34 protein-coding genes are annotated in these 25,397 nt (G+C 57.9%); 28 read left to right on the top strand and 6 right to left on the bottom strand.

The features are described 5' to 3' along the window. Positions 1-5: 5 nt before the first annotated feature. From rplP to bfr, 22 genes are all read left to right on the top strand, one after another. Positions 6-419: a 50S ribosomal protein L16 gene (gene rplP / locus HRH33_RS24120; RefSeq protein WP_003176421.1), complete on the top strand. Its 414-nt coding sequence runs from the start codon at positions 6-8 to the stop codon at positions 417-419. Further along, the gene (gene rpmC / locus HRH33_RS24115) at positions 419-610 is read left to right on the top strand and encodes a 50S ribosomal protein L29 (RefSeq protein WP_002555481.1); all 192 of its coding nucleotides are present in this window, start codon (positions 419-421) and stop codon (positions 608-610) included. The genes rplP and rpmC overlap by 1 nt, the downstream gene beginning before the upstream one ends. A 2-nt stretch (positions 611-612) precedes the next feature. Next, a complete protein-coding gene (gene rpsQ, locus HRH33_RS24110; protein WP_003176419.1) occupies positions 613-879 on the top strand; it encodes a 30S ribosomal protein S17 in 267 nt (88 codons plus the stop codon). 23 nt (positions 880-902) lie between these two features. Further along, entirely contained in the window at positions 903-1,271 is a 369-nt protein-coding gene (gene rplN / locus HRH33_RS24105) for a 50S ribosomal protein L14 (protein WP_002555479.1), read from the top strand. Between the two features lie 11 nt (positions 1,272-1,282). Further along, positions 1,283-1,597: a 50S ribosomal protein L24 gene (rplX, locus tag HRH33_RS24100; protein ID WP_007896770.1), complete on the top strand. Its 315-nt coding sequence runs from the start codon at positions 1,283-1,285 to the stop codon at positions 1,595-1,597. 22 nt (positions 1,598-1,619) lie between these two features. Next, positions 1,620-2,159 (top strand): 50S ribosomal protein L5, encoded by a 540-nt coding sequence (gene rplE / locus HRH33_RS24095; RefSeq protein ID WP_003194642.1) that lies wholly within the window; start codon positions 1,620-1,622, stop codon positions 2,157-2,159. Positions 2,160-2,172: 13 nt separating this feature from the next. Beyond that, on the top strand, positions 2,173-2,478 hold the full coding sequence (gene rpsN / locus HRH33_RS24090; RefSeq protein ID WP_003176414.1) for a 30S ribosomal protein S14: 306 nt from the start codon (positions 2,173-2,175) through the stop codon (positions 2,476-2,478). Between the two features lie 208 nt (positions 2,479-2,686). Then, positions 2,687-3,079 (top strand): 30S ribosomal protein S8, encoded by a 393-nt coding sequence (gene rpsH / locus HRH33_RS24085; protein ID WP_010566853.1) that lies wholly within the window; start codon positions 2,687-2,689, stop codon positions 3,077-3,079. 12 nt (positions 3,080-3,091) lie between these two features. Continuing rightward, positions 3,092-3,625, top strand: a complete 534-nt coding sequence (gene rplF / locus HRH33_RS24080; protein WP_003176412.1) for a 50S ribosomal protein L6 — start codon at positions 3,092-3,094, stop codon at positions 3,623-3,625. Between the two features lie 10 nt (positions 3,626-3,635). Next, entirely contained in the window at positions 3,636-3,986 is a 351-nt protein-coding gene (rplR, locus tag HRH33_RS24075; protein WP_003186037.1) for a 50S ribosomal protein L18, read from the top strand. 3 nt (positions 3,987-3,989) lie between these two features. After that, positions 3,990-4,490 carry a 30S ribosomal protein S5 gene (gene rpsE, locus HRH33_RS24070; RefSeq protein ID WP_010566852.1) on the top strand — a complete coding sequence of 167 codons (501 nt, stop codon included), beginning with the start codon at positions 3,990-3,992 and terminating at the stop codon, positions 4,488-4,490. 2 nt (positions 4,491-4,492) lie between these two features. Next, a complete protein-coding gene (gene rpmD, locus HRH33_RS24065) occupies positions 4,493-4,669 on the top strand; it encodes a 50S ribosomal protein L30 (protein ID WP_003176408.1) in 177 nt (58 codons plus the stop codon). A 3-nt stretch (positions 4,670-4,672) separates the two neighbouring features. Beyond that, complete coding sequence (gene rplO / locus HRH33_RS24060) at positions 4,673-5,110, top strand: 50S ribosomal protein L15 (RefSeq protein ID WP_034139513.1); 438 nt, start codon at positions 4,673-4,675, stop codon at positions 5,108-5,110. After that, positions 5,111-6,439 (top strand): preprotein translocase subunit SecY, encoded by a 1,329-nt coding sequence (gene secY, locus HRH33_RS24055; protein WP_003176406.1) that lies wholly within the window; start codon positions 5,111-5,113, stop codon positions 6,437-6,439. Between the two features lie 27 nt (positions 6,440-6,466). Then, on the top strand, positions 6,467-6,583 hold the full coding sequence (gene rpmJ, locus HRH33_RS24050) for a 50S ribosomal protein L36 (protein WP_002555468.1): 117 nt from the start codon (positions 6,467-6,469) through the stop codon (positions 6,581-6,583). 129 nt (positions 6,584-6,712) lie between these two features. After that, entirely contained in the window at positions 6,713-7,069 is a 357-nt protein-coding gene (gene rpsM, locus HRH33_RS24045) for a 30S ribosomal protein S13 (protein WP_003194635.1), read from the top strand. Positions 7,070-7,099: 30 nt separating this feature from the next. Beyond that, positions 7,100-7,489, top strand: a complete 390-nt coding sequence (rpsK, locus tag HRH33_RS24040) for a 30S ribosomal protein S11 (RefSeq protein WP_002555466.1) — start codon at positions 7,100-7,102, stop codon at positions 7,487-7,489. An 18-nt stretch (positions 7,490-7,507) separates the two neighbouring features. After that, a complete protein-coding gene (gene rpsD, locus HRH33_RS24035) occupies positions 7,508-8,128 on the top strand; it encodes a 30S ribosomal protein S4 (protein ID WP_003176404.1) in 621 nt (206 codons plus the stop codon). A 22-nt stretch (positions 8,129-8,150) separates the two neighbouring features. Beyond that, entirely contained in the window at positions 8,151-9,152 is a 1,002-nt protein-coding gene (locus tag HRH33_RS24030) for a DNA-directed RNA polymerase subunit alpha (protein ID WP_003176403.1), read from the top strand. A 41-nt stretch (positions 9,153-9,193) separates the two neighbouring features. After that, a complete protein-coding gene (rplQ, locus tag HRH33_RS24025) occupies positions 9,194-9,580 on the top strand; it encodes a 50S ribosomal protein L17 (RefSeq protein WP_003176402.1) in 387 nt (128 codons plus the stop codon). Between the two features lie 238 nt (positions 9,581-9,818). Beyond that, positions 9,819-11,267, top strand: a complete 1,449-nt coding sequence (locus HRH33_RS24020) for a catalase (protein WP_094066834.1) — start codon at positions 9,819-9,821, stop codon at positions 11,265-11,267. A gap of 155 nt (positions 11,268-11,422) precedes the next feature. Further along, positions 11,423-11,887 carry a bacterioferritin gene (gene bfr, locus HRH33_RS24015; protein ID WP_003176400.1) on the top strand — a complete coding sequence of 155 codons (465 nt, stop codon included), beginning with the start codon at positions 11,423-11,425 and terminating at the stop codon, positions 11,885-11,887. A gap of 66 nt (positions 11,888-11,953) precedes the next feature. On the opposite strand, the gene uvrA is transcribed toward bfr, so the two are convergent. Beyond that, on the bottom strand, positions 11,954-14,788 hold the full coding sequence (gene uvrA / locus HRH33_RS24010) for an excinuclease ABC subunit UvrA (protein ID WP_173603565.1): 2,835 nt from the start codon (positions 14,786-14,788) through the stop codon (positions 11,954-11,956). A gap of 178 nt (positions 14,789-14,966) precedes the next feature. Between uvrA and HRH33_RS24005 the strand changes: the two genes are divergently transcribed. From HRH33_RS24005 to tam, 3 genes are all read left to right on the top strand, one after another. Beyond that, positions 14,967-16,361, top strand: a complete 1,395-nt coding sequence (locus HRH33_RS24005) for an MFS transporter (protein ID WP_034100992.1) — start codon at positions 14,967-14,969, stop codon at positions 16,359-16,361. Between the two features lie 9 nt (positions 16,362-16,370). Next, a complete protein-coding gene (locus HRH33_RS24000; protein ID WP_017849542.1) occupies positions 16,371-16,886 on the top strand; it encodes a single-stranded DNA-binding protein in 516 nt (171 codons plus the stop codon). A 134-nt stretch (positions 16,887-17,020) separates the two neighbouring features. Beyond that, positions 17,021-17,782, top strand: coding sequence for a trans-aconitate 2-methyltransferase (gene tam / locus HRH33_RS23995; RefSeq protein ID WP_167418230.1), 762 nt, complete (start codon positions 17,021-17,023; stop codon positions 17,780-17,782). A 21-nt stretch (positions 17,783-17,803) separates the two neighbouring features. Here tam and HRH33_RS23990 read toward each other — a convergent pair whose 3' ends face one another. After that, positions 17,804-18,367: a cysteine hydrolase family protein gene (locus tag HRH33_RS23990; RefSeq protein ID WP_167418229.1), complete on the bottom strand. Its 564-nt coding sequence runs from the start codon at positions 18,365-18,367 to the stop codon at positions 17,804-17,806. A 96-nt stretch (positions 18,368-18,463) separates the two neighbouring features. Here HRH33_RS23990 and HRH33_RS23985 point away from each other — a divergent pair, with 96 nt between their 5' ends. From HRH33_RS23985 to HRH33_RS23975, 3 genes are all read left to right on the top strand, one after another. Beyond that, positions 18,464-19,435 (top strand): GlxA family transcriptional regulator, encoded by a 972-nt coding sequence (locus HRH33_RS23985; protein ID WP_167418228.1) that lies wholly within the window; start codon positions 18,464-18,466, stop codon positions 19,433-19,435. A gap of 171 nt (positions 19,436-19,606) precedes the next feature. Continuing rightward, positions 19,607-20,716 (top strand): DUF3182 family protein, encoded by a 1,110-nt coding sequence (locus tag HRH33_RS23980; RefSeq protein ID WP_167418227.1) that lies wholly within the window; start codon positions 19,607-19,609, stop codon positions 20,714-20,716. Beyond that, complete coding sequence (locus HRH33_RS23975; protein ID WP_034100986.1) at positions 20,706-21,461, top strand: alpha/beta hydrolase family protein; 756 nt, start codon at positions 20,706-20,708, stop codon at positions 21,459-21,461. The genes HRH33_RS23980 and HRH33_RS23975 overlap by 11 nt, the downstream gene beginning before the upstream one ends. A gap of 3 nt (positions 21,462-21,464) precedes the next feature. Here the strand turns inward: HRH33_RS23975 and HRH33_RS23970 are convergent, their stop codons facing one another. From HRH33_RS23970 to HRH33_RS23955, 4 genes are read right to left on the bottom strand one after another with little or no spacing between them, the layout of a single operon-like run. Further along, positions 21,465-22,421 (bottom strand): lysylphosphatidylglycerol synthase domain-containing protein, encoded by a 957-nt coding sequence (locus HRH33_RS23970; RefSeq protein ID WP_034100985.1) that lies wholly within the window; start codon positions 22,419-22,421, stop codon positions 21,465-21,467. Further along, positions 22,411-23,673 (bottom strand): cardiolipin synthase ClsB, encoded by a 1,263-nt coding sequence (gene clsB, locus HRH33_RS23965; RefSeq protein WP_167418226.1) that lies wholly within the window; start codon positions 23,671-23,673, stop codon positions 22,411-22,413. The genes HRH33_RS23970 and clsB overlap by 11 nt, the downstream gene beginning before the upstream one ends. After that, a complete protein-coding gene (locus HRH33_RS23960) occupies positions 23,670-24,446 on the bottom strand; it encodes an endonuclease/exonuclease/phosphatase family protein (protein ID WP_167418225.1) in 777 nt (258 codons plus the stop codon). Before HRH33_RS23960 ends, clsB begins: the two co-directional genes overlap by 4 nt. Further along, entirely contained in the window at positions 24,443-25,369 is a 927-nt protein-coding gene (locus HRH33_RS23955; protein ID WP_167418224.1) for a DUF72 domain-containing protein, read from the bottom strand. Before HRH33_RS23955 ends, HRH33_RS23960 begins: the two co-directional genes overlap by 4 nt. Positions 25,370-25,397: the final 28 nt, after the last annotated feature.

Here is a 25,397-nt window from a genome sequence, read left to right as displayed (position 1 = left end):
GCCAAATGTTGCAACCTAAGCGTACGAAGTTCCGCAAGCAGATGACAGGCCACAACCGTGGTCTGGCTCAGCGCGGTAGCAAAGTCAGCTTCGGCGAGTTCGCGCTGAAGTCTGTAGCTCGTGGTCGTCTCACCGCTCGTCAGATCGAGTCAGCGCGTCGTGCTCTGACCCGTCACGTAAAACGTGGCGGCAAGATCTGGATCCGTGTATTCCCGGACAAGCCGATCTCCAAGAAGCCTCTCGAAGTGCGGATGGGTAAAGGTAAGGGTAACGTGGAATACTGGGTAGCCCAGATTCAGCCAGGCAAAGTCCTGTATGAAATCGAGGGTGTTTCTGAAGAGCTGGCGCGTGAGGCTTTCGCCCTGGCTGCTGCAAAGCTGCCGCTCGCCACCTCCTTTGTTAAACGGACGGTGATGTGATGAAAGCGAATGAACTTCGTGAAAAATCCGCACAGCAGCTGAACGAGCAACTGCTCGGCTTGCTGCGCGACCAGTTCAATCTGCGCATGCAGAAAGCAACTGGCCAGTTGGGGCAGTCTCATCTGCTCTCGCAAGTTAAGCGTGACATCGCTCGCGTGAAGACTGTGCTCAACCAGCAGGCAGGTAAGTGATCATGGCTGAAGCCGAAAAGACTGTCCGTACGCTGACTGGCCGTGTTGTCAGCGACAAGATGGACAAAACCATCACCGTTCTGATCGAGCGTCGCGTTAAGCACCCGATCTACGGTAAATATGTTAAGCGTTCGACTAAGCTGCACGCGCACGACGAAACCAATCAGTGCCACATCGGCGACAAAGTCACTATTCGTGAAACTCGTCCGTTGGCCAAGACCAAGTCTTGGGCACTGGTTGATGTTCTCGAACGCGCTGTGGAAGTCTAAGGACTAGGGGTCGGAGAAATTATATGATTCAGACTCAATCCATGCTCGATGTGGCCGATAACAGCGGCGCTCGCCGTGTTATGTGCATCAAGGTGCTGGGTGGCTCCCATCGTCGTTACGCTGGTATCGGTGACATCATCAAAGTTACCGTGAAGGAAGCAATTCCTCGCGGTAAGGTGAAAAAAGGCCAAGTGATGACTGCTGTTGTAGTTCGCACTCGTCACGGCGTACGCCGTGCAGATGGCTCCATTATCCGCTTTGATGGCAACGCTGCTGTTCTTCTGAACAACAAGCAAGAGCCGATCGGCACCCGTATCTTTGGGCCAGTGACCCGTGAACTTCGTACTGAGAAGTTCATGAAGATCGTCTCGCTCGCCCCAGAAGTGCTGTAAGGAGATCCGACATGCAAAAGATTCGTCGTGACGACGAGATCATCGTGATCGCCGGCAAAGACAAAGGTAAGCGCGGTAAGGTGCTGAAGGTTCTCGCTGACGACCGTCTGGTTGTAGGTGGTCTGAACCTGGTCAAGCGTCATACCAAGCCTAACCCTATGTCGGGCGTACAGGGCGGTATCGTCGAGAAAGAAGCGCCACTGCACGCTTCTAACGTCGCCATCTTCAACGGCGAAACCAACAAGGCTGATCGTGTTGGTTTCAAAGTAGAAGACGGTAAGAAAATTCGTGTCTTCAAGTCGACCCAAAAAGCGGTTGATGCTTGAACACTGCTAGGTAGATAAGACCATGGCACGACTACAAGAGATTTACCGGAAGGAAATCGCCCCCAAGCTTAAGGAAGAACTTAAGCTCGGGAACGTGATGGAAGTTCCGCGCGTTACCAAAATCACCCTGAACATGGGTCTGGGCGAAGCGATCGGCGACAAAAAAGTCATCGAGCACGCTGTTGCTGACCTGGAAAAGATCACCGGCCAAAAAGTCGTTGTGACCTACGCTCGGAAATCCATCGCTGGCTTTAAAGTCCGTGAAGGTTGGCCGATCGGCGTAAAGGTAACTCTGCGCCGTGAGCGTATGTACGAATTCCTGGATCGTCTGCTGTCGATCTCCCTGCCTCGGGTTCGCGACTTCCGCGGCCTGAATGCCAAGTCCTTCGATGGTCGTGGCAACTACAGCATGGGCGTGAAAGAGCAGATCATTTTCCCGGAAATCGACTACGACAAGATCGATGCTCTCCGCGGTCTGGACATCACCCTGACCACCACTGCCAAGAACGATGATGAAGGTCGCGCCCTGTTGCGTGCTTTCAAATTCCCGTTCCGCAACTGATTGGAGTAGGACCATGGCCAAGATGAGCATGAAAAACCGCGAGCTGAAGCGTCAGCTCACGGTTGCCAAGTACGCCAAGAAGCGTGCAGCACTGAAAGCAATCATCGTCGATCTGAACGCAAGTCCAGAAGCACGTTGGGAAGCTACAGTAGCTCTGCAGAAGCAGCCACGTGACGCAAGCGCTTCGCGCATGCGTAACCGCTGCCGCCTGACCGGTCGTCCACACGGCGTTTACCGCAAGTTCGGCCTCGGCCGTAACAAACTGCGTGAAGCGGCAATGCGTGGTGACGTCCCAGGTCTGGTTAAAGCCAGCTGGTAAGTACTTTCAGAGTCCAGGCGATTGGTATCGCAAGATACTGACCACCGGTGACCTTGAATCTGGAACAAGCCCCTTTTGGGGCTTGTTTCATTTCCGGAGTGTGTCTAGAATACCCGGCTCGCCTGAGCCCGTGTTTTCTATGCTCGGAGATTCTCGGCGACATATGTAGCCGCAAGGCTAATTTTTTTGTATTAGGAGCGTCTAGCCCATGAGTATGCAGGACCCGTTAGCGGACATGCTAACTCGTATCCGTAATGCCCAGATGGCTGAAAAGTCCGTCGTAAGCATGCCATCTTCCAAGTTGAAGGTAGCTGTTGCCAAAGTCCTGAAAGACGAAGGCTACATTGCGGGTTATCAGATCAGCAGCGAAACCAAACCACTGCTGTCCATCGAGCTGAAGTACTTCGAAGGCCGTTCGGTCATCGAGGAAGTGAAGCGCGTTAGCCGTCCAGGCCTGCGTCAGTACAAGTCCGCTGAAGATCTGCCGAAAGTTCGTGGCGGTCTGGGCGTGTCTATCGTCTCCACCAACAAAGGTGTGATGACGGATCGTGCTGCGCGCGCTGCCGGTGTCGGCGGCGAAGTTCTTTGCACTGTGTTCTAAGGGGGGATAAGCATGTCTCGCGTCGCTAAGAACCCCGTTAAGCTGCCAGCCGGTGTCGAAGTCAAATTCGCAGGCCAACAGCTTTCGGTGAAGGGTGCCAAGGGTACTCTTGAACTGAACATCCATTCGTCCGTTGAGATCGTTGAAGAAGCTGGTGAGCTGCGTTTCGCTGCTCGCAATGGCGATCAACAGACTCGCGCAATGGCCGGTACCACGCGTGCGTTGGTGAACAACATGGTCCAAGGCGTAAGCCAAGGCTTCGAGCGTAAGCTCCAGCTGGTCGGTGTTGGTTACAAAGCGCAAGCAAAAGGCACGGTTTTGAACCTGGCCCTTGGCTTCTCGCACCCAGTGGATTACGAACTGCCGGAAGGCATCACCGCTGAGACTCCTAGCCAGACCGATATCCTGATCAAGGGCATCGATAAGCAGCTGGTAGGTCAAGTGGCTGCTGAGATCCGCGACTTCCGTCCACCAGAGCCGTACAAAGGCAAAGGTGTGCGCTACGCGGACGAAGTCGTCCGTCGTAAAGAAGCCAAGAAGAAGTAGGGCATAGCAAATGACCGACAAAAAAGTTACTCGACTGCGTCGCGCTCGCAAAGCACGCCTGAAAATGCACGAACTCGAAGTCGTGCGTCTCTGCGTGTTCCGCTCGTCGCAGCACATCTACGCCCAGGTCATCTCGGCCGACGGCAACAAAGTCCTGGCAAGCGCCTCGACTTTGGATAAAGAACTGCGTGATGGTGCCACTGGCAACATCGACGCGGCCACAAAGGTTGGCCAGCTGGTCGCTACGCGTGCTAAGGCCGCTGGCGTCTCGCAAGTGGCTTTCGACCGCTCTGGCTTCAAGTACCACGGCCGCGTTAAAGCGCTGGCTGATGCTGCTCGTGAAGCTGGGCTGGAGTTCTAAGTTATGTCAAATAACGACCAAAAGCGCGACGAAGGCTACATTGAGAAGCTGGTTCAAGTTAACCGCGTAGCCAAAACCGTTAAAGGCGGCCGTATCTTCACTTTCACCGCGTTGACCGTGGTTGGTGATGGTAAAGGGCGTGTTGGCTTCGGCCGTGGCAAGTCGCGTGAAGTGCCTGCTGCGATCCAGAAGGCAATGGAAGCTGCTCGTCGCAACATGATCCAAGTTGATCTGAACGGCACCACCCTGCAGTACGCAATGAAGTCCGCCCATGGCGCTTCGAAGGTGTACATGCAGCCTGCTTCTGAAGGTACCGGTATCATCGCTGGCGGCGCTATGCGTGCTGTCCTCGAAGTTGCTGGCGTTCAGAACGTTCTGGCCAAGTGCTACGGCTCGACTAACCCGGTAAACGTGGTTCACGCCACTTTTAAAGGTTTGAAAGCTATGCAGTCCCCTGAATCCATTGCCGCCAAGCGTGGCAAAAGCGTCCAGGAGATTTTCTGATCATGGCTACCGTTAAAGTAACGCTGATCAAAAGCATGACCGGCCGCATCCCTAACCACAAACTGTGCGTTAAGGGTCTGGGTCTGCGTCGCATCGGTCACACTGTAGAAGTTCAGGATACTCCCGAGAATCGCGGGATGATCAACAAGGCTTACTACATGCTGCGTGTCGAGGGTTAATCGATGAAACTCAATGATCTGAGTCCAGCGCCGGGTTCCCGTCGCGAAAAGCATCGTCCGGGCCGTGGTATCGGTAGCGGTTTGGGTAAGACTGGCGGCCGTGGCCACAAAGGTCAGACCTCCCGCTCCGGTGGTACCATCGCTCCAGGCTTTGAAGGCGGTCAACAGCCGTTGCATCGTCGCCTGCCTAAGTTCGGTTTCGTATCCCTGAAAGCCATGGACCGCGCAGAAGTGCGTCTGTCCGAACTGGCTAAAGTGGAAGGCGACATCGTAACTCTGCAGACCCTGAAAGATGCCAACGTGATCAACGTCAACGTACAGCGTGTGAAAATCATGCTGTCCGGTGAAGTGGCTCGCGCTGTCACTATCGGCAAGGGAATCGGCGCCACCAAAGGTGCGCGTTCGGCTATCGAAGCAGCTGGCGGCAAGTTCGAGGAATAAATGGCTAAGCAAGGTGCTCTCTCTGCGCTCGGCAAAGGCGGTATGTCTGAACTTTGGGCTCGTCTGCGTTTTCTGTTCCTGGCGATTATCGTCTACCGAATAGGCGCACACATCCCGGTTCCAGGTATCAACCCGGACCGACTCGCAGACCTGTTTCGACAGAATGAGGGGACCATTCTTAGCTTGTTCAACATGTTTTCCGGCGGCGCGCTGGAGCGGATGAGCATCTTTGCACTGGGGATCATGCCGTACATTTCGGCATCGATCATCATGCAGTTGATGACAGCCGTCAGCCCGCAGCTGGAGCAGTTGAAGAAGGAAGGTGAAGCTGGCCGTCGCAAGATTAGCCAGTACACCCGCTACGGCACTGTCATCCTCGCTCTGGTTCAAGCTATCGGCATGTCCGTTGGCCTGGCCGGGCAGGGTGTCGCGTTCACTGGTGACTTTGGCTTCCATTTCGTTGCGGTGTCCACTTTTGTGGCTGGTGCAATGTTCATGATGTGGCTGGGTGAGCAGATTACTGAGCGTGGTGTTGGTAACGGTATCTCGATGTTGATTTTCGCAGGTATCGTCGCCGGTCTTCCGAGAGCGATTGGGCAGTCTTTCGAGTCTGCACGTCAGGGTGATATCAATATCTTCGCCTTGGTTGCCATCGGTTTGCTGGCAGTAGCGATTATCGGTTTTGTGGTGTTCATTGAGCGTGGTCAGCGTCGTATCGCTGTTCATTACGCCAAGCGTCAGCAGGGCCGTAAGGTTTTTGCCGCGCAGACCAGCCACTTGCCGCTGAAAGTGAATATGGCCGGTGTTATTCCGGCAATTTTCGCGAGCAGCATTTTGCTGTTTCCGGCTTCGTTGGGTACCTGGTTTGGTCAGTCTGAAAATATGGGCTGGCTGCAGGACCTCTCTCAGTCGATCGCTCCTGGTCAGCCGTTGAATATTCTGCTGTTTAGTGCAGGGATTATTTTCTTCTGCTTCTTCTATACGGCGTTGATGTTCAATCCGAAAGACGTAGCGGAAAACCTGAAGAAGTCCGGTGCCTTTATTCCGGGTATTCGTCCAGGTGAGCAGTCTGCACGCTACATTGATGGCGTTCTGACTCGCTTGACCCTGTTCGGTGCTCTATATATGACGGCCGTGTGCTTGTTGCCCCAGTTTCTGGTGGTTGCAGCAAACGTTCCGTTCTACCTTGGCGGGACCTCGTTGCTGATCGTGGTCGTGGTTGTGATGGACTTCATGTCCCAAGTACAATCGCACCTCGTTTCGCACCAGTACGAATCCCTGATGAAGAAAGCCAACCTGAAGGGTTACGGCAGCGGCATGTTGCGCTGAGTACCCATAAGGTTCGAGGAGTTGGTGATGAAAGTTCGTGCATCGGTGAAAAAGCTGTGCCGTAACTGCAAGATTATTCGCCGCGAAGGTGTTGTTCGAGTAATTTGCAGCGCGGAACCGCGTCACAAACAGCGCCAAGGCTGAGTGTGATCCGCTTGAAGCCCGGCAGCTAGTGCGCTGCCGGGTTGATTATTTGTTATTACAGCGATATTATCTCGCGCCCTATTTCTTGGCTTCCGGGGCGTAGGTAGCTGTCAATTGGAGTCCCACTGAATGGCCCGTATTGCAGGCGTTAACATTCCAGATAACAAGCACACTGTTATCTCGCTGACCTACATCTATGGTGTTGGTCGCACTACTGCGCAGAAAATTTGCGCAGTTGCTGGGGTAAACCCAGCCGCTAAGATCAAGGATCTGAGCGACGAGCAGATTGAACAGCTGCGTGGCGAAGTGGCGAAGTTCACCACTGAAGGTGATCTGCGTCGCGAAATCAACATGAAAATCAAGCGTTTGATGGACCTCGGTTGCTATCGCGGTCTGCGTCATCGTCGTGGTCTTCCAGTACGCGGTCAGCGTACCAAGACTAACGCGCGTACCCGTAAAGGTCCGCGTAAGCCGATCCGCAAGTAATCGCCCCCGCGAATCGACAGGAAAATTATCATGGCAAAACCTGCTGCTCGTCCTCGTAAAAAAGTTAAAAAGACAGTGGTTGATGGCATCGCCCACATCCATGCTTCTTTTAACAACACCATCGTGACCATCACCGACCGTCAAGGTAACGCGCTTTCTTGGGCTACCTCCGGTGGTTCGGGTTTCCGCGGTTCCCGCAAGTCCACCCCGTTTGCTGCTCAAGTAGCTGCTGAACGTGCTGGTCAAGCTGCGCTGGAATACGGCCTGAAAAACCTCGACGTTAACGTCAAGGGTCCAGGTCCAGGTCGTGAGTCTGCTGTCCGTGCTTTGAACGGCTGTGGCTATAAGATCGCCAGCATCACCGACGTGACGCCAATCCCGCACAACGGGTGCCGTCCGCCGAAGAAGCGCCGCGTGTAATCCAGGAGATTGTAAAGAATGGCTCGTTACATTGGTCCAAAATGCAAACTCGCTCGTCGCGAAGGCACCGATCTCTTCCTGAAGAGCGGCGTGCGCGCGATCGAATCGAAGTGCAACATCGAAGCAGCACCTGGTATCCACGGCCAACGCCGCGGTCGCCAGTCCGATTACGGCACCCAACTGCGTGAAAAGCAGAAGGTCCGTCGTATCTACGGCGTTCTCGAGCGTCAGTTCAGCGGCTACTACAAAGAAGCTGCTGGTAAGAAAGGTGCAACCGGTGAAAACCTGCTGCAACTGCTCGAATGCCGTCTGGACAACGTTGTATACCGTATGGGCTTTGGTTCGACTCGTGCCGAATCCCGTCAGCTGGTATCGCACAAGTCGATCAGCGTTAACGGTCAGACCGTAAACGTTCCGTCTTACCAGGTTCGTGCTGGTGACGTGGTCGCAGTTCGCGAGAAAGCTAAAAACCAACTTCGCATTGTCCAAGCTCTCGATCTGTGTGCCCAACGTGGCCGCGTAGAATGGGTAGAAGTAGACACTGAGAAGAAGTCGGGCGTTTTCAAGAACGTTCCAGCTCGCAGTGATCTGTCCGCCGACATCAACGAAAGCCTGATTGTCGAGCTCTACTCCAAGTAAGGGCTAGAAAATAGGTGCATCCATGCAGATTTCGGTAAATGAGTTCCTGACACCCCGCCACATTGATGTGCAGGTTGTCAGTCCAACCCGCGCTAAGATCACTCTCGAGCCTCTCGAGCGTGGTTTTGGCCACACCCTGGGCAACGCGCTGCGCCGCATCCTGTTGTCCTCAATGCCCGGCTGTGCAGTAGTCGAGGCCGAGATTGACGGTGTGCTCCACGAGTACAGCGCCATCGAAGGTGTACAGGAAGACGTAATTGAAATCCTGTTGAACCTTAAAGGTCTGGCTATCAAGCTGCACGGCCGTGACGAAGTTACGCTGACCTTGTCGAAGAAGGGTTCGGGGGTGGTTACCGCTGCCGATATTCAGCTGGATCATGATGTCGAGATCGTTAACCCCGATCACGTAATCGCTAACCTGGCGTCTAACGGCGCCCTGAACATGAAGCTCACCGTAGCTCGTGGTCGTGGTTATGAACCGGCCGACTCGCGTCAGAGCGATGAAGACGAAAGCCGCAGCATTGGTCGCTTGCAGCTTGACTCTTCGTTCAGCCCGGTTCGCCGTATCGCATACGTGGTGGAAAACGCCCGTGTCGAACAGCGTACTAACCTGGACAAGCTGGTTATTGATCTGGAAACCAACGGTACCCTGGATCCTGAAGAGGCTATCCGCCGCGCTGCAACCATTCTGCAACAGCAGTTGGCTGCGTTCGTCGATCTCAAAGGTGACAGCGAACCAGTGGTAATCGAGCAGGAAGACGAGATCGATCCGATCCTGCTTCGCCCGGTTGACGATCTGGAACTGACTGTACGTTCGGCTAACTGCCTTAAGGCGGAAAACATTTACTACATCGGCGACCTGATTCAGCGTACCGAAGTAGAACTGTTGAAGACTCCGAACCTGGGCAAGAAATCCTTGACCGAAATCAAGGACGTTCTGGCCTCCCGCGGTCTGTCCCTCGGCATGCGCCTCGACAACTGGCCGCCTGCAAGTCTTAAGAAGGACGACAAGGCGACTGCCTGATCGTCGTAATCACCGAACGTGAGTTTGGTAAGGAATGAACCATGCGTCATCGTAAAAGTGGTCGTCACCTGAGCCGTACCAGCTCGCACCGCAAGGCCATGTTCCAGAACATGGCGGTGTCGCTGTTCGAGCACGAGCTGATCAAAACTACACTGCCGAAAGCTAAAGAACTGCGTCGCGTTGCTGAGCCGCTGATTACTTTGGCTAAGACAGACAGCCTGGCTAACCGCCGTCTGGCTTTCGACCGTACTCGTTCGAAAGCTATCGTTGGTAAGCTCTTCAACGACCTGGGTAAGCGCTACGCTACCCGTGAGGGTGGCTACCTGCGCATCCTCAAGTGCGGTTTCCGCGCTGGCGACAACGCGCCAATGGCGTACGTCGAGTTGGTTGATCGTGCTACTGCTGGCGAAGCTGTAAGCGCCGAGTAAGACGACAGTCTGTAACGAAAAACCGGGCCTAGTGCCCGGTTTTTTGTGCGCACAAGAAAAGCGCGATGGGTACAAGCTTCCTCAAATTGCAGTTGGCACCATGAGTATAGGAATTGTTGGTAGATATTTTCTATTGATGCTTACGATTTAATGAATTTGTCAGTGTCATGTTGATGATCAATACTTCCTTCAAGCCGACTAGCCGGCAGTGCCACATCTGACCTGAGGAAAATTGAACATGAGCCAGGATAAAATCCTTACCACCGCGAGCGGTGCTCCCGTTGCGGATAACCAGAACTCTCGTTCTGCCGGCCCGCGTGGTCCTCTGCTTCTTGATGATTTTCATCTGATCGAGAAGCTTGCTCACTTCAACCGTGAAAACATTCCTGAGCGCCGCGTACACGCGAAAGGCTCGGGCGCATACGGCACGTTTACCGTGACCCGCGACATCACCCAATACACCAGTGCTAAGCTTTTCGAAGCGGTTGGCAAGCAGACGCCTACCTTTTTGCGATTTTCTACGGTCGGTGGCGAGCGTGGTTCCGCTGACACTGAGCGCGACCCCCGCGGTTTCGCTTTGAAGTTCTATACCGAAGAGGGTAACTGGGACATCGTGGGTAACAACACGCCGGTATTCTTCATTCGCGATCCGTTGAAATTCCCTGACTTTATCCACACTCAAAAGCGCCTGCCGCAAAGCAACCTGAAAAGCGCGCAAATGATGTGGGATTTTTGGTCGCATTCTCCCGAAGCGCTGCATCAGGTCACGATTTTGTTCTCTGACCGCGGTATCCCTGATGGCTACCGTCATATGCACGGCTTCGGTAGCCACACCTACAGCCTGATCAACGCGCAAGGCGAGCGGCATTGGGTCAAGTGGCACTACAAGACCAAGCAAGGCATCAAGAACCTCGCGCCGGAAGAAGCCGCGCGCCTCGCGGGAACAGATCCCGATTACGCGCAGCGCGACCTGTTCAATGCAATTGAGCGCGGAGAATTCCCTAAATGGCGGGTTTGCATCCAGATCATGACTGAGGCGCAGGCCAATGCTCATTACGAAAATCCTTTCGACGTGACCAAAACATGGTCGCAAAAGGAATTCCCGCTGATCGAAGTTGGCGAGCTGGAGCTTAACCGTAACCCGCAAAACTACTTCGCTGAAGTAGAGCAAGCTGCGTTCGGCCCAAGCAACATGGTTCCGGGTGTGGGGTTGTCTCCCGACCGTATGCTGCAAGGTCGCGTATTCGCTTACGCAGATGCGCACCGCTACCGTGTCGGTACCAACCACCAGCAGCTGCCAGTGAATGCGCCGCGCAGCCCGGTGAATAGCTACCAGCGTGACGGCTCCATGGCATTCGGTAGTAATGGCGGGGCGGCTCCCAACTACGAACCGAACAGCTATTCCGACGCGCCGAAACAAGCGCCTCAATATGCTGAACCCGCGTTGGCATTGAGTGGTGCGGCGGACCGCTACGATCATCGCGAAGATACCGACTACTACAGCCACGCCGGTGCGCTGTTCCGGCTGATGAGCGATGAGCAGAAAGCTCTGCTCACCAACAACATTGCTGGTGCTATGTCCGGGGTTTCGGGTGATGTCGTTGAGCGTCAGTTGCGACACTTCTACAAAGCAGACCCCGCTTACGGAGAAGCAATCGCAAAGGCGCTGGGTGTATCGCTTAACTGACTCTAAACGAGAAGCAGAACCGCCCTCATTTGGGCGGTTTTTGCGTTATTTCAGCTACTTTTCGCGATAAATCTTCACTTTTCTGCCGTTGGTCTCGTGACCTCCGGGTCATCATGGTTCAAACTACAGACTTTCAAGCAGGGAGATGTAGGGCGATGCAAGGTCACCCCGACGTAATCGATTACCTCAACACGTTGCTGACGGGCGAACTGGCAGCTCGTGACCAATATTTCATCCATTCGCGCATGTACGAAGACTGGGGCTTTACCGAGCTCTACGAGCGTATCAACCATGAAATGGAAGAAGAGGCACAGCACGCCGATGCGCTGATGCGCCGCATCTTGATGCTCGAGGGAACGCCACGTATGCGCCCTGATGATCTGGATGTGGGCACGACGGTACCTGACATGCTCGCCGCCGACCTTCGCCTTGAGTACAAAGTTCGTGCTGCGCTCTGCAAGGGCATTGAGTTATGCGAACAGCATAACGACTACGTCACCCGCGAAATTCTGCGTGTGCAGTTGAACGACACTGAAGAAGATCACACCTACTGGTTGGAAAAACAGCTGGGTCTGATCAAGCTGATTGGTCTGGAAAACTACCTGCAATCGCAGTTCTGATTTCCGGTACGAAAAAGCCCCTGTCACCCAATGAGGTGACAGGGGCTTTTTATTGCGCCGGATAAATCAGGCCCGATCGCGTGCCAGCAAAGGTTTCAAGTAGTAACCCGTGTGGGATTGAGGCATCTCGGAGACCTGCTCCGGCGTGCCCACTGCGATGATCTGGCCACCCTTGGAACCACCTTCCGGCCCGAGGTCCACCAGCCAGTCGGCCGTTTTGATCACATCCAGGTTATGCTCGATCACTACCACGGTATTGCCATGGTCACGGAGTCGGTGCAGCACATCCAGCAGTTGCTGGATATCGGCGAAGTGCAGGCCGGTGGTCGGCTCGTCCAGAATGTACAAAGTCTTGCCGGTATCGCGCTTGGATAGTTCGCGAGACAACTTCACCCGTTGCGCCTCACCGCCGGACAGGGTAGTAGCCGACTGTCCGAGCTTGATATACGACAAGCCTACATCCATCAAAGTCTGCAGCTTGCGCGCCAGTGCCGTAACTGCATCGAAGAACTCCCGCGCTTCCTCGATCGTCATTTCGAGGGTTTCGTGGATGCTCTTGCCCTTGTATTTGATCTCCAGGGTCTCGCGGTTATAGCGCTTGCTCTTGCATACATCGCAGGGCACGTAGATGTCCGGCAGGAAGTGCATTTCTACCTTGATCAAGCCATCGCCCTGGCAGGCTTCGCAGCGGCCACCCTTGACGTTGAACGAGAACCGGCCAGGCCCGTAGCCGCGGGAGCGCGACTCCGGAACCCCAGCGAACAGTTCGCGAATCGGGGTAAACAGCCCGGTGTAAGTTGCAGGGTTAGAGCGCGGCGTGCGACCAATAGGGCTCTGGTCGATATCGACCACTTTATCCAGATGTTCCAGGCCCTTTATGCTGTCGTGTGCCGCCGCTTCCAGAGTGGTCGCGCCGTTCAAGGCGGCGGCACTGAGGGGGAATAGCGTGTTGTTGATCAGCGTCGACTTGCCTGACCCGGAAACACCTGTCACGCAGGTAAGCAGGCCCAGTGGAATCTCCAGGTCTACATTGCGCAAGTTATTGCCACGCGCGCCCTTGAGGTGCAGGGCCATCTTCTTGTTACGCGGTGTGCGTTTGGCCGGGACTTCGATCTTTACTCGACCCGAAAGGTACTTACCGGTCAGCGAATCCGGGTGAGCCATGACCTCGGCCGGCGTGCCCTCCGCGACAATATGCCCGCCATGCACGCCTGCGCCCGGGCCGATGTCGACCACATAATCCGCCAGGCGAATCGCATCTTCATCGTGCTCGACCACAATCACCGTGTTACCGATATCGCGCAGGTGTTTCAAGGTGCCCAGCAACCGGTCGTTGTCGCGCTGGTGCAAACCAATCGACGGTTCATCGAGGATATAAAGCACACCCACGAGGCCTGCGCCGATTTGACTGGCCAGGCGAATCCGTTGGGCTTCACCGCCGGACAGCGTGTCCGCGCTGCGATCGAGCGAAAGGTAGTCCAGGCCGACGTTAACCAGGAACTGCAAACGCTCACGAATTTCCTTGAGAATCTTGTCGGCAATTTCCCCGCGCCGTCCGGTGAGCTTGAGCTCACCAAAGTACTCACAGGCATCGCCAATCGGCAGATTGGTCACCGCCGGCAGGGTTTTTTCACCAACCCACACATGACGCGCCTCGCGTCGCAGGCGCGTACCCCGGCAATCCGGGCACGGCTGGGTGCTGAGGAACTTCGCCAATTCTTCGCGCACGCTCGCCGATTCGGTCTCGCGATAGCGGCGCTCCAGATTCGGCACGATGCCTTCAAACGGGTGAGAACGCTTGACGATATCGCCTCGGTCGTTCAAGTACTTGAAGTCGACATTCTGCGAGCCGCTGCCATTGAGGATGACCTTTTGCTGGTCTGCCGGCAGTTGGTTGAATGGCACTTCCAGACTGAACTTATAGTGGGAGGCCAGCGAACCGAGCATCTGGAAGTAATAGACGTTACGCCTATCCCAGCCGCGTATCGCGCCTTCGGCAAGGGTCAACTCACCATTGACCAGGCGCTTGATGTCGAAGAATTGCTTGACCCCCAGACCATCGCAGGTCGGGCAGGCGCCGGCGGGGTTGTTGAAGGAGAACAGCTTGGGTTCCAGCTCGCTGATGGCGTGGCCACAGATCGGGCAGGCAAAGCGCGCGGAGAAGATGATTTCTTCGCCCGGTTCGTCATCCATCGGTGCGACCAGGGCAATACCGTCCGCCAGTTTCAGCGCTGTTTCAAACGATTCCGCCAGGCGTTGCTGCAAGTCCGCCCGCACTTTGAAGCGATCGACGACAACATCGATAGAATGCTTCTTCTGCTTGTCGAGCTTCGGTGCTTCATCGAGTTCATAGAGCTTGCCGTTGATGCGAGCTCGCACGAAACCCTGGGCGCGCAGCTCTTCGAATACGGACAGATGTTCGCCCTTGCGCTCGCGGATCACCGGCGCCAGCAGCATCAGCTTAGCCCCTTCGGGCTGCGCCAACACCAGGTCGACCATCTGGCTGACGGTCTGGGCTTCCAGAGGAATGTCGTGGTCCGGGCAGCGGGGGATACCTACCCGCGCATACAGCAGGCGCAGATAGTCATAGATTTCGGTAATGGTGCCCACGGTGGAACGGGGGTTATGGGACGTCGACTTCTGTTCGATGGAGATGGCTGGCGACAGGCCTTCGATGGTATCGACGTCAGGCTTTTCCATCATCGACAGGAACTGGCGGGCGTAGGCCGACAGCGACTCCACATAACGACGCTGACCTTCGGCATACAGCGTATCGAAGGCCAGAGACGATTTGCCGGACCCCGACAGGCCGGTGATCACGATCAGTTTGTCCCGTGGCAGGGTCAGGTCAATGTTCTTCAGGTTGTGGGTTCTAGCCCCACGAATCAGGATCTTGTCCAAGATGGCCTCGCACGGCGGGCGTAAATAATGCCGGAGTATACGGCTAAAGACTGGATGAATATACACTGTCAAAAGGCCGCTTGCAGCCTTACATGAAAGCTGCGCGGCAAACCGCCGCATATACCCTCTCAATCGATGGGACTGGTAGAATCGCCGCCGGTTCACACGAGGTTTTTCCATGCACGATCCCCACAGCGAACGCATGAGTAGCGGTGAGACCCGCGCGGCAAGCGGTCTGGCCCTGGTGTTCGCCTTCCGTATGCTTGGCATGTTCATGGTGTTGCCGGTACTGGCGACTTACGGGATGGATCTCGCAGGCGCGACCCCCGCTTTGATCGGTCTGGCCATTGGTGCCTACGGCCTGACCCAGGCGATTTTTCAGATTCCGTTTGGGATCATTTCCGACCGCATTGGTCGTCGGCCGGTGATTTATCTCGGGCTGGTCGTATTTGCCCTTGGCAGCGTGCTCGCAGCGCAATCCGATTCCATATGGGGCGTAATCGCCGGCCGCATCCTACAGGGCGCCGGGGCAATTTCCGCTGCCGTGATGGCGTTGCTGTCGGACCTGACCCGCGAGCAGCATCGTACCAAGGCCATGGCCATGATCGGCATGACCATCGGTCTGTCGTTTGCCGTGGCCATGGTGGTGGGCCCGCTGTTGACGCGCGCTTTTGGTCTGCATGGTTTGTTTCTGGCCACCGGCGGCATGGCGTTGTTCGGGATCGTGATCGTGGCGTTCATGGTGCCGCGCTCCACCGGCACGCTGCAGCACCGCGAGTCCGGCGTGGCGCGCAAGGCGCTGTTGCCGACGCTCAAGCACCCGGACCTGCTACGCCTGGATTTAGGTATCTTCGTATTGCACGCCATGCTGATGTGCAGCTTCGTCGCCTTGCCCCTGGCCCTGGTGCAAAAAGCCGGTCTGCCCAAGGAACAGCACTGGTGGGTGTACCTGACCGCGTTGCTGATTTCATTCTTCGCCATGATCCCGTTCATCATCTATGGCGAGAAGCGACGCAAAATGAAACGTGTTTTGCTGGGCGCCGTCGCGACATTGATGCTCACTGAACTATTCTTCTGGCAGTTCGGCGATAGCCTGCGGGCACTGGTGATCGGCACGGTAGTGTTCTTCACCGCGTTCAACCTGTTGGAGGCTTCGCTGCCTTCGCTGATCAGTAAAGTTTCACCGGCCGGCGGCAAGGGCACGGCGATGGGGGTGTATTCCACCAGTCAGTTCCTGGGCTCCGCATTGGGCGGCATCATGGGCGGCTGGATGTTCCAGCATGGCGGTTTGTCGGTTGTGTTCCTCGGGTGCGCAGGTCTGGCTGCCCTCTGGCTGGCCTTTGCTGTTACCATGCGCGAACCTCCGTATGTGACGAGCCTGCGCCTGCCGTTATCGCCTGAAGCGATGCGCGAGGCTGGCTTGGTCGAGCGCCTCAAGGCCGTCGTTGGAGTAACGGACGCAGTAGTGGTTGCGGAAGAAGCCGCGATCTACATCAAATTGGACACCGAATTATTGGATCGCGCGACGCTCGAGCAACTGGTCAACCCAGTGCCGACAGCGCGCCCAGCTTAGGAGAACGTTATGGCCCGTGGGGTTAACAAAGTCATATTGGTCGGTACATGCGGCCAGGATCCCGAAGTTCGCTACTTGCCTAACGGTAATGCCGTGACCAACCTGAGTCTGGCGACCAGCGAACAGTGGACCGACAAGCAGACCGGCCAGAAGGTCGAGAAGACCGAATGGCACCGCGTGTCGATGTTCGGCAAGGTCGCGGAAATCGCCGGCGAATACCTGCGCAAAGGTTCGCAGGTCTACATCGAAGGCAAATTGCAGACCCGCGAGTGGGAAAAAGACGGCATCAAGCGTTACACCACTGAAATCGTGGTCGACATGCAAGGCACCATGCAACTGCTGGGCGGCCGTCCACAGGGCGACCAACAGGGCCAGGGCGGCATGTCCAACTCGGCACCGCGTCCACAGCAGTCGCGCCCACAGCCAAGCCAGCAGCCACAGCGTGAGTCGCGTCCAGCGCCACAGCAGGCGGCACCTCAGCCGGCGGCGGATTTCGACAGCTTTGATGACGATATCCCGTTCTAGGGCTTAAAGCTTCGAAACGAAAACCCCCGATAGTCCAGGCTTCGGGGGTTTTTTATTACCGGTTAAACCGCCCAGTTGTCCTCACCGGTCACAGAATTTAGGCTAGGGCCAACCTATAGAAACGGAAAGCCGCGATGACCTGGTCAGCCAAGCAATACACGATGTTCGAACAGCAACGTACCCGCCCGGTGCGTGATCTGGTTGCCGCCATCCCCACCGTCGAGGTGCGCACGGCTGTTGATCTGGGTTGCGGTCCAGGCAACTCCACCGAAGTATTGGCGGCGCGTTTCCCGCAGGCGCACATCACTGGCATCGACAGCTCCGACGATATGTTGATCGACGCCCGTAAGCGTTTGCCTGCCTTGAATTTCGAACTGGCGGATATTGGCGCGTGGCAGCCGTCCCAGTCTTTTGATGTGATCCTGGCCAACGCCTCGCTGCAATGGCTGCCCGACCACGCTACGTTGTACCCGCACCTGATCCAGCAACTGACGCCCGGCGGCACCTTGGCCGTGCAGACGCCGGACAACCTTGATGAACCTGCGCACCGGCTCGCCCGCGAAGTCGCTGCCGATGGCCCGTGGGCGGCGAAGATTGGTGGCTTCAAACACAACGAGCGGCATGCGCCTGGCTACTACTACGAACTGCTGAGCAAGCACAGCAGCACGGTCGACGTATGGCGCACCACCTACCAACATCCGTTGGCCGATCATGGGGCCGTGGTGGAGTGGTTCAAGGGCACAGGGCTGCGACCTTTTCTTGCGCCGTTGACCGACGAAGAAAGAGTCGCTTTCCTACAGGAATACCAGGCGCGGATCACCCAAGGTTATCCGGCTCTGGCTGACGGCACCGTGCTGTTGCCGTTCCCGCGCCTGTTCATCATCGCCACGCGCTAAAGCGTCCCTTAACGGTGGCGGTCAGGCCGTCGCCGTTTGCGCTGTCAGAAACTCATCCGCCGACACCACGCCCGCATAGCCGAATGCCAGTGACGCCATATAGGCGCCATGCACCTGCGCTGCGGGAATCACTTGGCCGTTGAACTCCAGATCGCGGGTGGCGCACGCATCATGGATCACGGTGACGGTGTAGCCCATGTCTGCCGCAGCCCGCACCACGCCGTCGATGCACATATGGCTCATGCTGCCCACTACCACCAGTTCGGTGATGCTGCGTTGTTCGAGCAACGCGCGCAGGTTGGTTTCGCGAAACGCGTTCACGAAATGCTTGAGCACCACTGGCTCATCGCCTTGATTGAGCACCTGGCTGTGCAGGTGTGCGCCTTCGGAGCCAGGAGTGAAGAACGGTGCATCCTCGGACGTAAACTCATGACGCACATGAACCACCGCATCGCCGGCCTGGCGAAAGGCTTGCAGCACCTGCGCCGCCTTGTCGGCAGCGGCTTGCACGCCGTCGAGCGGCCACTTGCCCTGGGGGAAGTAGTCGTTCTGGATATCGATTAGGATGAGCGCCTGCTTGGCCATGGAGGTTGCCTCGTGATGGGTTGATGGGCCCAGTATCTTAGCTGGCGCCGCGCCCGAGGATTGGCAGCACCGACAATAACAGGGGGAAAACTGACAATGGCCGTGGAACGCTCCACCGTTGAGCTGGGTGTGCTGATCTACCAGGGCGCGCAATTGGCCGCGGTACATGGTTTGACCGATCTGTTCGGCGTGGCCAATCGCATTGCTGCCGAACATGCGTCCACCCAGCTACCGTTGCTGCGCATCAGCCATTGGCAAATGCAGGCCGAGGGTGAACCGGTGCGGATATTCGACAGCCAGCCCGGCCCGGATCTGCCGCTGATGGCTGTGCTGGTGCCGCCCTCGATTTGTGGCTTCACTGACGACCAGGCGCCGCCGACTCTGCTGGCATGGCTGCGTAAAAGGCATGCCGGCGGTACGGTGCTCGGCGGCGTGTGCATCGGTTCGATCATGCTGGCGCGCAGCGGCCTGCTGGACGGGCGCAGCGCCACCACCCATTGGTCATCCGCCGAGTCGTTTGCCGCGCTGTACCCGTCGGTGCGGTTGGAGGCGGATAAGCCCATTGTGGACGACGGCGACCTCATCACCACCGCCGGGCTGATGGCCTGGTCCGAATTGGGCTTGCGCCTGGTCGACCGCCTGATGGGGCCGAGTATCGCCGCCGACACCGCGCGTTTCCTGGTGATCGAGCACAGCGACAGCACCAGCCAGTGCGGCAGCAACTTTGCGCCGATCCTCAGCCATGGCGATGGGGCGATTCTCAAGGTCCAGCATTGGTTGCAGGCCAGCGGCGCGGTGGATGTGTCCGTTGCAGCCATGGCGCAGCAGGCGGGACTGGAAGAGCGCACGTTCCTGCGCCGTTTTCGCAATGCCACCGGGCTCAAACCCACCGAATACTGCCAGCACCTGAGGGTTGGCAAGGCGCGGCAAATGCTGGAATTCACCAATGGCACCATCGACCACATCGCTTGGACCGTGGGTTATCAAGACCCCAGTGCCTTTCGCGCCACCTTCAAGAAGATCACCGGCTTGGCGCCGAGCGACTACCGTAGTCGTTTTGGCGTTTGAATCGTGCAGAACGCCGGAGGCACTAGAAGAGGTCGTGCAGAATCAAACAGGCCAATGGCTATCGCTTTGAGCATAACTGACTGATTTGCCAGCGCTGTCCCTCTACTTGGGGTTGGCCTGATCCCTGCAACTGTCCTTCTACACACATGGCAGGATGGCCAAGGGGGACGCATGACCCCGATTCAACGCAAAAAATCTGTGGCGGCGCATTCCACGCGCGATGGAGCGCCCCAGCATGAAGTCGACACCGATCGCGCCCTGGCCCGTTGGCTGGCGCAAATCCTCGGGCTCAAGTTCGCTGGCAGCTATAGCCCGCAGCAGCACGCGGGGCGCGATCTCTACTTATTGCCCACGCAAACCATTGTCGGCCAAGAACAGGCTCGCGCTTTGAATATCCACGGTCCGGACGACCTGTGGGGCGGATATGTGGATCACGCTTTCATCTGCACCAAAGCCATCAGCCATGGCTTGCTCGGCCCGGATGCCAAGGCGCCGGAGGGCTGGTCGCCGCAGTTCTGCGAGCAAGTGCGCGATGTGGTGCTCGACGGCCTCAGCGTATTTGCCTTGGGCGATGCGCGGGAGGCTGCCACGCGCCTGCTGTACAGCGGGCCGATCCGCCTGAAACCCGTGCATGCCTGCGCAGGGCGCGGTCAACAAGTGATCCGCAGCCTCGACGAACTGGATACCGTGCTGGCGCGCCCGGAAGCAGCGGCAATGTTCAACGACGGCGTAGTGCTGGAGCAGGACCTGCACGACGTCGTCACCCACAGCGTGGGCCAGAGCTTTATCGGCGATTACGTGCTCAGTTACTGCGGCCAGCAATACCTGACGCGGGACGGGCAGGGCGAAGAGGTCTACGGTGGCTCCAACCTGCTCGTGGTGCCTGGCGATTATGCCGATCTGCTTGCACTGGCGCTGCCCGACGACGTGCGCCTGGCGGTCGAGCAGGCCAGGGTATTCGACGCCGCCGCCGACCAATGTTACCCAGGGTTCTACGCCTCGCGGCGCAACTACGATATCGCCCAAGGCCTGGACAGCCAGGGCCAGCGCCGCAGCGGCGTACTCGAACAGTCCTGGCGCATGGGCGGTGCCAGCAGCGCGGAAGTCGCTGCGCTACAGAGCTTTATCAACCATCCGGGTCTGAAGGCCATTTATGTGTCCTCGGTGGAGACTTACGAGGACCAAGCGCTGCCGGCGGATGCCATCGAGGTGTACCGAGGCCCGGCGGAACACAGCGAATTTCTTCTCAAGTACGTAACGGTCAATTCTTATGACGGCTAGAAGCGAAAGCATTGCGATCGATATCGACGACGAACAAATGAGCGGCACGTTCCTCAGCCCCAAATCCAAGGTGCCCGGCGTGTTGTTTGTGCACGGCTGGGGCGGTAGCCAGGAGCGTGACCTGGAGCGGGCCAAAGGTATTGCGGGCCTGGGTTGTGTATGCCTGACCTTCGACCTGCGAGGTCACGCCGGCACCGGTATTCCGCTGTCGCGGGTGACGCGCGAAGACAACCTGCGCGACCTGCTGGCCGCCTATGACCGGTTGATCGCGCACCCGGCCATCGACACCTCGGCGGTGGCGGTGGTGGGCACCAGCTACGGCGGTTACCTGGCGGCAATCCTCACCTCGTTACGCCCTGTGCGTTGGCTGGCATTGCGGGTACCGGCGCTGTACCGCGATCAGGAATGGCTCAAGCCCAAGCGCGACTTGGATAAAGCCGACTTGATGGATTACCGCAGCACCCTGGTGCAGGCCGAGACCAATCGTGCCCTTCACGCTTGCTCGGTGTTTACCGGGGATGTATTGATCGTCGAATCGGAAACCGACGACCACGTGCCCCATGCCACCATCATGAGTTACCGCGCGGCATGCCGGCATACTCACTCGCTGACCCACCGCATCATCGACGGTGCCGACCACTCCCTCAGCGATCCGGTGTCCCAGCAGGCTTATACCTCGATCCTGGTGGACTGGATCACCGAGATGGTGGTGGGCGAGCGCTTGAGCATCATCCAGTCGCGCTAAGCCCTATGCGGGTGTTTTTTTCACCCGCAGCGCCTTGGCCTTGGCTTCAACGCCCAAGTACATGACCAAGGCAATCAGCAACGGGCAGATAAAATAGATCGCCCGGTACGCAATCAGCCCGGCCAGCAGGCTGCCGCGCGATGCCTCGTGTTGCAGCAGCGCGATAAACACCGCCTCCAGCACCCCGAGCCCGGCCGGGATATGCGTAACCACCCCGGCAATCGCGCTGATCAGCAGCACGCCGAGCACCAGCGGGTAGTCCAGCTTGCCCGGCAACAGGGTGAAAATCACCGCCGCCATCAACGACCAGTTCAGCGCGCCCAATGCCAATTGCAGACACGCCATGCGCAGCGACGGCAGGTTGATTTCGATACCGCGGATCGACCACGCGCGCTTCTTCGAGAACCGGCAGGCCGCCAGGTAGCCCAGGCTCGCCAATACCAGCAACACCCCCACACCCTGCAAGGCGCCGCTGCTCAATTTCCAGCCCGGCGGCAGGGTCACCAGGCCGCTGCTGAACACCACGCCGGCCAGGGCCATGTAACCGAACCAGTTGGTGGCCAGGCTCAGGCCTAGGATCTTGGCGATATTGCTGGTGCTCACCCCCAGTCGCGAATACAGCCGATAGCGCATGGCGATACCGCCCACCCACGCACTGAGATTGAGGTTGAACGCGTAGCTGATGATGCCCACCGGCAAAATCTGCTTCCAACGCAACGGCTGGCGGATGTAGGTGCGGCCGATCAGGTCGAAGCAGGCGTAGACGATGAAACTGCACAGGGTCAACGCGCTGGCGATCAGCAGGGTGCGCAGCTTGAAGTCGCCCAAGGTCTGCACCACTTCGCTCCAGTCGATGCGGCGCGCAAGCATCGTGAACAGCACGATCAGCAGCAGGAAGAACGCGATGGTCAGCGGTTTTTTCCAGCGCTTGAAGCGTGAACCGCCGGTTTCAGTGGTCATGGGCCTGGCTCTCGAAAGGTTTCAAACGCGGTTTATGGGCCGGCAGCCAACCCGTCAGCACGGGGAAATGGCGCATCACATGGAACACCAGGAAACCCACGGTCAGGCGCCACAGCCACAGGCGTGGCTTGCGGTTTTCCGGCATGGTCTTGCAGTGGTTGTTGGCTAGCGCTTCCAAGCGTTCGTACAACTGCTGGTTGAACGCACGATCACGGATCAGCACGTTGGCTTCCAGGTTGAGCGCCAGACTCAGCGGGTCCAAGTTGCTCGAACCGACGGTGCTCCATTCGTCATCCACCAGCGCCACTTTGCCGTGCAGCGGGCGCTGGCAGTATTCGTGGATCACCACGCCGTCCTTGAGCAAGTAGTCGTAGAGCATGCGCGCCGCCAGCTTGGCCAGCAGTACATCGGGTTGGCCCTGCATGATCAATTGCACATGCACCCCGCGCCGCGCGGCGTTGCGGATCTCACGCAGCAGCCGGTAACCGGGGAAGAAATAAGCGTTGGCGATCACCGCGCGTTTTTGCGCCTTGCTCAACGCATGGATATACGCCTCTTCGATGTCGTCCCGGTGTTGCAGATTGTCGCGGTAAATCAGGCGCACCTGACCGTCACCTTGCTCGGCCGGCCATACCGAGGGCCGTTGCTGGCGCCGCCGCCAGCCACGTCGGGTGCGCACTTGGCGGCCGCTTTGCGCCAATGCGAAGTGATGCAGGTCGGCAACCGCCGGGCCGGTGATTTGCACCGCGTAATCCTGTTTGGCTTCCGGGCCGAAATCGCCGAGGTGGTCGGCGGAAAAATTGATCCCGCCGATAAACCCCACGGTAGCGTCCACCACCACGATCTTGCGGTGCAGACGGCGAAACCAGTTGGTGCGAATGCCCAACGTCTTGGACGCCGGGTCGAACATCTGCACCGCCACGCCCGCATCCGCCAACGCACCGAGGAACGCCGGGCTCAACTCGCCGCTGCCAAAACCGTCGAGGCTGGCGACCACCTTGACGCCCCGTTGCGCCGCCTCGATCAAAATACTCTGCAGCTCATTGCCCACCTTGTCTTCGAACAGAATGAAGGTCTCCAGCAGGATCTCGCGCTGGGCTTGGCGCATGGCCTCGAACACCCTGGGGAAGTACGTTTCGCCATTCTCCAGCAGCTCGACTTGATTGCCGCTCTGCCAGCCGTAATCGAGGTCGCGGGCCTTGGCTTCGTCCGGCGGCTGATCGGTGGAAATGTGTTCTACCGCAATGTTCATAGTTCGATCTCCACCGACAGCGGCACATGATCTGACAGATGGGACCAGGGCCGTGTAGTCAGCACCCGGGGGTTATGGGCGATGAGGTTGCGCACGTAGATACGGTCCAGCGCCAACAACGGCAGGCGCGCCGGGAAGGTCCGCGCCGGTTTGCCGTGGGCGCCGACGAACACTTCGGTCAGACCGCTGCGGCTCAAGTCGGCTTTTTGCCGCCAATCGTTGAAATCCCCCGCCACCAGCAACGGTGCATCCGCCGGAATTTCCGCGATGCGTTGCTCCAGCAGGCGCAATTGCTGCTGACGATGCACCTCACGCAGGCCCAGGTGGATGCAGATCGCGTGCACCTCCTGACCCGTGCCCGGCAAGCGCAGCACGCAATGCAGCAGGCCACGGTTTTCGTGGCCGCTCTGGGAGATGTCGAGGTTGTCGTAGCGCACGATCTGGAACTTCGACAGCAGCGCATTGCCGTGGTCGCCGTGGGGGTAGACCGCGTTACGCCCATAGGCGAACTGCGGCCAGATGCTGTCGGCGAGGAACTCGTACTGCGGCATGTTCGGCCAGTTGCTGTAGCGCTGCGGGTGTTGCTCGTGGGTACCGTGGATCTCCTGCAAAAACACCATGTCGGCGCCGATGCTGCGCACCGCTTCGCGCAGCTCGGGCAGGATGAAGCGGCGGTTGAGTGCGGTGAAGCCCTTGTGGATATTCACCGTCAGCACGGTAAAGCGCGTGATCGGCGCCGTGGGGGTGATGGGGATCAATTCAGGGTGGGTCATGGCAACACTCCCGGTTCCGGCAGTTGTCCGGGTGCGGTGGCCAAGTGCTTGTCCAGCGCGAAACGCTGCAGCAATTGGCGGGCATCGAAAGGCGCGCGCACCTTGATGTCATTGTCGAAAAAACAGAACACGTCGCGTTGCTTACGTGCCGGTGGCGTGTGGTGCGGGTCGATCAGGTGAGCATCGGCAGGCTGTTTGCCGTGGCGCCAGCAGTCGATGCGCTCGCCCCAGCGTTTGAGTGCTGCATCGGTATAACCGCTGGCGTACAACTGCTTGTCGCCGTGCAGGCGCAGGTACACAAAGTCGGCAGTCACGTCCTCGGCATACGGCCACTTGCCGGCGGTGTCGGCCACCACCAGCGCTACGTTGTGCTGTGCCAGCAGCTTTACAAACTCGGGGGTGACAAAGCTTTTATGCCGGATCTCCACCGCATGGCGCAGCGCACGCTTGCCGTGGGCCTGCATGCTCGCCTTGCCGTTCAGGCGCGCCTCATGCTGGCGGGCGAGGGTGGCGGCTTGCTGGGTGTCGGTGGGCAGCTCCTTTAGAAACGCCTCGAACAGCGGCGCATCGAACTTGAAACTGGGTGGAAACTGCCAGAGCACCGGGCCGAGTTTTTCTTTCAGCTCCAGCACCCCGGAGGCAAAAAAATTCGCCATTGGCTTATGCACATCCCGCAAGCGCAGGATGTGGGTGATATAGCGCGGGGCCTTGACGCTGAACATAAAACCTTCAGGCGTATCGGCGTACCACTCGGCATAGCGCTTGGGCGTTTGCAGCGCATAGAACGAGCCGTTGATCTCGATGCTGTTGACGGCGCGTGACGCAAACTGCAATTCGCGTTTCTGGGGCAGCCCTTCGGGGTAGAAGTCCCCGCGCCAGGGCGTATAGCGCCAGCCGGATATGCCGATGTGAATCGCCCCCATGGTTGCTCCTGTCAAGGCCAGGCCGGTT

It is taken from the genome of Pseudomonas rhodesiae (genome assembly GCF_013285305.1).
Taxonomy (GTDB): domain Bacteria; phylum Pseudomonadota; class Gammaproteobacteria; order Pseudomonadales; family Pseudomonadaceae; genus Aquipseudomonas; species Aquipseudomonas rhodesiae.
The sequence above is the reverse complement of the archived record's forward strand: the minus strand, read 5'-3'. Positions and strand labels throughout refer to the sequence as shown.

What these genes read in the sequence shown, in the direction of transcription:
- HRH33_RS23955 (WP_167418224.1), bottom strand. Translation starts at nt 25,369, where the DNA reads ATGGGGGCGATTCACATCGGCATATCCGGCTGGCGCTATACGCCCTGG.
- clsB (WP_167418226.1), bottom strand. Translation starts at nt 23,673, where the DNA reads ATGAACATTGCGGTAGAACACATTTCCACCGATCAGCCGCCGGACGAA.
- rpsH (WP_010566853.1), top strand. Translation starts at nt 2,687, where the DNA reads ATGAGTATGCAGGACCCGTTAGCGGACATGCTAACTCGTATCCGTAAT.
- rplO (WP_034139513.1), top strand. Translation starts at nt 4,673, where the DNA reads ATGAAACTCAATGATCTGAGTCCAGCGCCGGGTTCCCGTCGCGAAAAG.
- rplR (WP_003186037.1), top strand. Translation starts at nt 3,636, where the DNA reads ATGACCGACAAAAAAGTTACTCGACTGCGTCGCGCTCGCAAAGCACGC.
- rpsQ (WP_003176419.1), top strand. Translation starts at nt 613, where the DNA reads ATGGCTGAAGCCGAAAAGACTGTCCGTACGCTGACTGGCCGTGTTGTC.
- rpsD (WP_003176404.1), top strand. Translation starts at nt 7,508, where the DNA reads ATGGCTCGTTACATTGGTCCAAAATGCAAACTCGCTCGTCGCGAAGGC.
- tam (WP_167418230.1), top strand. Translation starts at nt 17,021, where the DNA reads ATGACCTGGTCAGCCAAGCAATACACGATGTTCGAACAGCAACGTACC.
- HRH33_RS23985 (WP_167418228.1), top strand. Translation starts at nt 18,464, where the DNA reads ATGGCCGTGGAACGCTCCACCGTTGAGCTGGGTGTGCTGATCTACCAG.
- rpsM (WP_003194635.1), top strand. Translation starts at nt 6,713, where the DNA reads ATGGCCCGTATTGCAGGCGTTAACATTCCAGATAACAAGCACACTGTT.
- rplP (WP_003176421.1), top strand. Translation starts at nt 6, where the DNA reads ATGTTGCAACCTAAGCGTACGAAGTTCCGCAAGCAGATGACAGGCCAC.
- HRH33_RS23990 (WP_167418229.1), bottom strand. Translation starts at nt 18,367, where the DNA reads ATGGCCAAGCAGGCGCTCATCCTAATCGATATCCAGAACGACTACTTC.
- HRH33_RS23975 (WP_034100986.1), top strand. Translation starts at nt 20,706, where the DNA reads ATGACGGCTAGAAGCGAAAGCATTGCGATCGATATCGACGACGAACAA.
- HRH33_RS23980 (WP_167418227.1), top strand. Translation starts at nt 19,607, where the DNA reads ATGACCCCGATTCAACGCAAAAAATCTGTGGCGGCGCATTCCACGCGC.
- rplF (WP_003176412.1), top strand. Translation starts at nt 3,092, where the DNA reads ATGTCTCGCGTCGCTAAGAACCCCGTTAAGCTGCCAGCCGGTGTCGAA.
- rplQ (WP_003176402.1), top strand. Translation starts at nt 9,194, where the DNA reads ATGCGTCATCGTAAAAGTGGTCGTCACCTGAGCCGTACCAGCTCGCAC.
- rpmC (WP_002555481.1), top strand. Translation starts at nt 419, where the DNA reads ATGAAAGCGAATGAACTTCGTGAAAAATCCGCACAGCAGCTGAACGAG.
- HRH33_RS24000 (WP_017849542.1), top strand. Translation starts at nt 16,371, where the DNA reads ATGGCCCGTGGGGTTAACAAAGTCATATTGGTCGGTACATGCGGCCAG.
- rplN (WP_002555479.1), top strand. Translation starts at nt 903, where the DNA reads ATGATTCAGACTCAATCCATGCTCGATGTGGCCGATAACAGCGGCGCT.
- HRH33_RS24005 (WP_034100992.1), top strand. Translation starts at nt 14,967, where the DNA reads ATGCACGATCCCCACAGCGAACGCATGAGTAGCGGTGAGACCCGCGCG.
- rpsE (WP_010566852.1), top strand. Translation starts at nt 3,990, where the DNA reads ATGTCAAATAACGACCAAAAGCGCGACGAAGGCTACATTGAGAAGCTG.
- bfr (WP_003176400.1), top strand. Translation starts at nt 11,423, where the DNA reads ATGCAAGGTCACCCCGACGTAATCGATTACCTCAACACGTTGCTGACG.
- rplE (WP_003194642.1), top strand. Translation starts at nt 1,620, where the DNA reads ATGGCACGACTACAAGAGATTTACCGGAAGGAAATCGCCCCCAAGCTT.
- rpsN (WP_003176414.1), top strand. Translation starts at nt 2,173, where the DNA reads ATGGCCAAGATGAGCATGAAAAACCGCGAGCTGAAGCGTCAGCTCACG.
- HRH33_RS23970 (WP_034100985.1), bottom strand. Translation starts at nt 22,421, where the DNA reads ATGACCACTGAAACCGGCGGTTCACGCTTCAAGCGCTGGAAAAAACCG.
- secY (WP_003176406.1), top strand. Translation starts at nt 5,111, where the DNA reads ATGGCTAAGCAAGGTGCTCTCTCTGCGCTCGGCAAAGGCGGTATGTCT.
- HRH33_RS24030 (WP_003176403.1), top strand. Translation starts at nt 8,151, where the DNA reads ATGCAGATTTCGGTAAATGAGTTCCTGACACCCCGCCACATTGATGTG.
- rplX (WP_007896770.1), top strand. Translation starts at nt 1,283, where the DNA reads ATGCAAAAGATTCGTCGTGACGACGAGATCATCGTGATCGCCGGCAAA.
- rpmD (WP_003176408.1), top strand. Translation starts at nt 4,493, where the DNA reads ATGGCTACCGTTAAAGTAACGCTGATCAAAAGCATGACCGGCCGCATC.
- rpmJ (WP_002555468.1), top strand. Translation starts at nt 6,467, where the DNA reads ATGAAAGTTCGTGCATCGGTGAAAAAGCTGTGCCGTAACTGCAAGATT.
- rpsK (WP_002555466.1), top strand. Translation starts at nt 7,100, where the DNA reads ATGGCAAAACCTGCTGCTCGTCCTCGTAAAAAAGTTAAAAAGACAGTG.
- HRH33_RS24020 (WP_094066834.1), top strand. Translation starts at nt 9,819, where the DNA reads ATGAGCCAGGATAAAATCCTTACCACCGCGAGCGGTGCTCCCGTTGCG.
- HRH33_RS23960 (WP_167418225.1), bottom strand. Translation starts at nt 24,446, where the DNA reads ATGACCCACCCTGAATTGATCCCCATCACCCCCACGGCGCCGATCACG.